This window comes from Streptomyces sp. NPDC046931 (assembly GCF_040644655.1).
Taxonomy (GTDB): domain Bacteria; phylum Actinomycetota; class Actinomycetes; order Streptomycetales; family Streptomycetaceae; genus Streptomyces.
In genome coordinates this window covers 1-4,678 of the sequence record NZ_JBEYWX010000057.1, presented here as the reverse complement: position 1 = coordinate 4,678, position 4,678 = coordinate 1, and the positions used below count along the sequence as shown (strand labels likewise).

The following is a 4,678-nucleotide window of genomic DNA, read 5'->3' as shown; positions in this document are numbered from 1 at the left end:
ATCCGGCCCCAGATCCACCCCACCGGACCCACCGACCACACACCACCGCCCCGACAACCCCGAAGCCACACCCTCCTCGGCCACCTCCGACCACTCCACACCCACCAACCACTCCACCCACTCGGCGTGGCGGTGGGCCGGGCCGCCGCGGGGGGCGGGGCGGTCCTCGAAGCCCTCGACCTCGGCCAGGGGTGTGCCGTCGGCGTCCAGGAGGTCGATGTCCCACCGGCCGTCCCCGGTCCGGCGGGCGTGGATCCAGTGCGCGCGGTCGTCGGCTCCCGGGCGCACCACGAGCCGGGCCAGCGCGAACGGCAGCCGGGCCTCGTCCGGTGCGTCCGAGGCGAGCGCGCACGCCTCGGTGACCTGGAACAGCGCGTCCAGCAGTCCCGGGTGCACGGGTGCGAGCGGGGCGGCGCCGGGCTCCGGCGGGGTCACGGTGGCCAGCGCCTCGTCCGTGTCCGCCCAGATCCGGTCCAGCCTGCAAAAGCGGGGCCCGAGTTCGATGCCGTGGGCGGCGAGCCGTGTGTAGAGCGCCTCACGGTCGATCTCCCGGACGAGCCGGTCCCGTACGGCGGTCACGTCCACGGACCGCCCCGCCCCGGGCCCTTCGGTGACGCCGTCCACGACCACCCGGCCGCCGGCGAACACGGAGGCGTTCGGGGGCTCCCCGGAGCCGTCGCCTTCACGCTCCGGTTCCCCGACCGCGTCCAGCAGCTGGAACTCCCGCTCGGAGGCGTCCGCGGCGGGGCTCAGCACGAGCTGTACGGTGCGCGTGCCGCCGTCCGGCACCACCAGCGGCTCGGGGAAGACCACATCGCGCAGGACGACCGTGTGTGCGCCGTGGGCCGCCTCGGCGGCGCTCGCCGCCATCGCCAGATGGCAGGCCCCGGGCGCCACCACGGCTCCACCCACCCGGTGTTCGCCGAGGAAGGGCAGGGTACCGGTGCCCAGCTCGGTCTGGAAGACGGTCGCCCGGTACTGCGGGAGGTGGACCCGGGTGTCGAGCAGGGGCCTGACCCGGGCGCCGGCGCGGGCCGTGCCCCGCGGCGGCGCCGTGAACCAGTGACGCTCGCGCTGGAAGGGATAGGTGGGCAGCGGCACTCGCCGGGCGCGGCCGCGGCCGTCCACGGCCGCCCAGTCGACGGGTACGCCCCGCACATGCAGGGCCGCCGCGCCGGACAGCAGCTCGGGCCACTCCCTGTCGGGTCGCAGGCTCGGCACCCAGGCCGTGTCGTCGTCCCCGCCGTCGGGCAGGCAGGCCCGGCCGAGGCCCAGCAGCACCGGCTTGGGCCCGGCCTCCACGAACACCCGGGCACCCTCGGTGTGCGCGGCCCGTACGGCGTCGGCGAAGCGCACCGGCTCGAGGGCGTGCCGTACCCAGTACTCGGGGTCGCACAGCTCTTCGGGGTCCGCCGGGGCGCCGGTCAGGTCCGACACGACGGTGATACGCGGGGCCGTGTACCGCACCCTCCGCGCGACCTCGCGCAGCGGCTGGGCGACCGGTGCCATGAGCGGCGAGTGGAAGGCGTGGGACACCGGCAGCCGCCGGGCCTGGACGCCCTGTTCGGCGAGCGCCGCGACGACCGATTCCACCTGGTCGGCCGCACCGGACACCACCACCTCGCCGGGCGCGTTCACGGCGGCGATCGACACCAGGGGGTGAGGGGCGACGGCGGCGGCGACGACCGACTCGTCGGCGCGCAGCGACACCATCACACCGCCGTCCGGCAGCGCCCCCATCAGCCGGCCCCGCTCGGCCACCAGCAGCAGTGCGTCCTCCGGCGTGAACACCCCGGCCACACAGGCCGCGACGATTCCGCCGACGCTGTGGCCCAGCACCACGTCGGGGGTGACGCCCCAGGAGCGCCACAGCTCCGCGAGGGCGTACTCGACGGTGAACAGGGCCGGCTGGGTGTACTCCGTGCGGTCCAGGAGTTCCCGCCCCGGGCCGTGGTGCCCGTCCCGCGGGGCGGCGGTGTCCTGCGGGTGCAGTACGGAGAGCAGGGGGCGGTCCAGACGGCGGTCGAGGACCTCGGCGCAGCGGTCGACGGTCCGCCGGAACACCGGCTCGGTCGCGTACAGCTCGCGCGCCATGCCCGCGTACTGCGCGCCCTGCCCGGTGAAGAGGAAGGCCACGGTGGGCTCCGGCCGGTGCGCGGGGACGTATCCGCCGGCGCCGGTGCCCGCGGTCAGCCGGTCGGCCAGTTCCCCGGGTGAGCCCGCCACCACGGCGAGCCGGTGCTCGAAGTGGTCGCGGCCGGCGTTGGCGGTGAAGCAGACGTCGGCGACGGGCGCCCCGCCCGCGCCGTCGGCCAGGAAGCCGGCCATCCGCCGGGTGGCCTCGGTGAGCGCCGCCTCGGTGCGGCCGGACAGGGCGAGGACGTGAACGGGACGGCCGGAGGGCTCGGCGGGTCCGGGATCCTCGGGTGCGGCGGCGAGCACGATGTGCGCGTTGGTGCCGCTCATGCCGAACGAGCTGACGCCCGCGATCCGGGCGCCGGCCGCCGTCGTGGGCCACGCGGTGGGCGCGGTGGGTACGGCGAACGGCAGGTCCGCCCAGTCGACGTGCGGGTTGGGCTCGGTGAAGTGCACATTGCCCGGGATCTCGCCGTGCCTGAGCGCCAGGACGGTCTTGATGACACCGGCGATTCCGGCCGCGCCCTCGGTGTGGCCGATGTTGCTCTTCACGGCCCCCAGCAGCACCGGGTGCGGACTCTGACCGAACACCGTGGCGAGGGCGCCGACCTCGATCGGGTCGCCGAGGGCGGTGCCGGTGCCGTGGGCCTCGACGAAGGACACCTCGTGCGGTGCGACGCCCGCGTTGTCGAGGGCGTCGCGGATGAGGGAGATCTGCGCCGACTGGTTGGGGACGGTGAAGCCGCCGGCCGGACCGTCGTGGTTGACGGCCGAGCCGCGGACGACGGCGAGGACGGTGTCGCCGTCCCGGCGGGCGTCGGACAGCCGTTTGAGGACGACGATCCCGCAGCCCTCGCTGCGCCCGAACCCGTCCGCCCGGGCGTCGAAGGTCTTGCACCGGCCGTCGGGAGCCAGCGCGCCGGTCCTGGCCAGCGACAGCGAGGTGGTCGGGGACAGCCGCAGATGCACCCCTCCCGCGAGGGCGAGGTCGCACTCGCCGAGCCGCAGCGCGGACACCGCCTGGTGAAGCGCGACCAGCGAGCTGGAACAGCCCGTGTCCGTCGCCATGTTGGGGCCCTGGAGCCCGAGAACGTGCGAGATCCGGCCGGAGGCGAAGCAGAAGCCGGTCCCGGTGGCGTCGTAGTGCTCGAGCCGGGTGCCGTAGGCCTCTTCGACGAGCCGCGCGTAGTCGTTCTCGGCGATGCCCACGTACACGCCGGTGCGGCTGCCCCGCAGGGTCCTCGGGGCGTACCCGGCCTCCTCCAGGGCCTCCCAGGTGACCTCCAGCAGCATCCGGTGCTGAGGGTCGAGACGGGCGGCCTCCTTCGGGGAGATGCCGAAGAACAGCGGATCGAAGCGGTCGACGCCGTCCACGAATCCGCCGTAGCGGGTGTACAGCTTTCCCGCGGCGGCCGGGTCCGGGTCGTACAGCGCCGCCATGTCCCAGCGGTCCGGCGGGACCTCCGTGATGGCGTCCCTTCCCTCCCGCAGCAGCCGCCAGAACTCGGCCGTGCCGTTCGCGGAGGGGAACCGGCAGGACATGCCGGTGATCGCGATCTCCTCGCGGCCGCGGGCGAGTTCGCTCTCCAGCTTGTCGATGACGTACACGGACTGCTGCAACGAGGCCAGCAGCTCGTCGTGCGGCGTCGTTCCGGCCATGGTGACGTTTCCCTCCAACAACTCGGCGGTTCGGGGCGGCAGGTGGCGTTCCCTGGTCGAAGGCACACCCCCTGCGCGTCCCGGGGGCCGCGCCCCGACGGTGCGTCGGTCAGGCGCGCCGGTGGGTGCGGTACTTCTCCGAGATACGGGCCATCAGCTCGCTCGCCGACGTGTCGACGGGAGCCGTGCCGCCCGGGCCCTCCTGCTCCGCGTCGCCGGCCGGATCACCGGCCGGGTCGTCGGACGGGAGGGCGAGTTGCTGTGCCAGGAAGGGCACGAGGTCGTCCAGGTTCGGGTGGGTGAAGGCGAGGGTGGTGGGCAGCTTCAGCTCCAGGGCCTGCGACAGCCGCGCCCGGAACTCCACGGCCATCAGCGAGTCCATGCCGAGGGAGGCGAAGCCCTGGTGCCGTCCGACCGGGCGGCGGGAACCCAGCACCCGGCGCAGCATCAGTTCGACCCGTTCGCCCAGGAGGGCGCGGGGGTCGCGGGCCGTGGCCAGCTCGGCGCGCAGCGACGGCGACCGGTCCGTGGTGTGCCGCTCTCCGCCCGCACGCCGGGCATCGGCCGACGCGGGCGCACCGGACGGACCGGAGAGCCGGTCCAGGTACCCGTCCGGCAGGGTGTCGCCGAGGGTGTTGCGGAAGGCGGCCCAGTCCGCCGGGACGACGGCGACACCCGCGGTGGCCGGGCCGGCGCAGGCCAGCCGGACCGCGATACGGGCGCCGCTGTCCGCGGGGATCGGCCGCAGGCCGGTCTTCTCGTGGTCGGCGGAGTCCCGGGCTGCCATGCCGACCTCGGCCCAGGGGCCCCAGCCGATCGCGAGACCGGGCAGGCCCTCGGCGCGGCGGCGGGCCATCAGCGCGTCCAGGAAGGCGTTGGCGGC

2 protein-coding genes are annotated in these 4,678 nt (G+C 75.1%); both read right to left on the bottom strand.

Annotation, left to right across the window (positions count from 1 at the left end):
- Positions 1 to 3,795: type I polyketide synthase (locus ABZ876_RS38975; RefSeq protein ID WP_361791149.1), on the bottom strand; the 3,795-nt coding region annotated here is incomplete at its 3' end.
- A 109-nt stretch (positions 3,796 to 3,904) separates the two neighbouring features.
- The coding region (locus tag ABZ876_RS38970) for a beta-ketoacyl reductase (RefSeq protein WP_361791146.1) at positions 3,905 to 4,678 on the bottom strand (774 nt) is incomplete at its 5' end.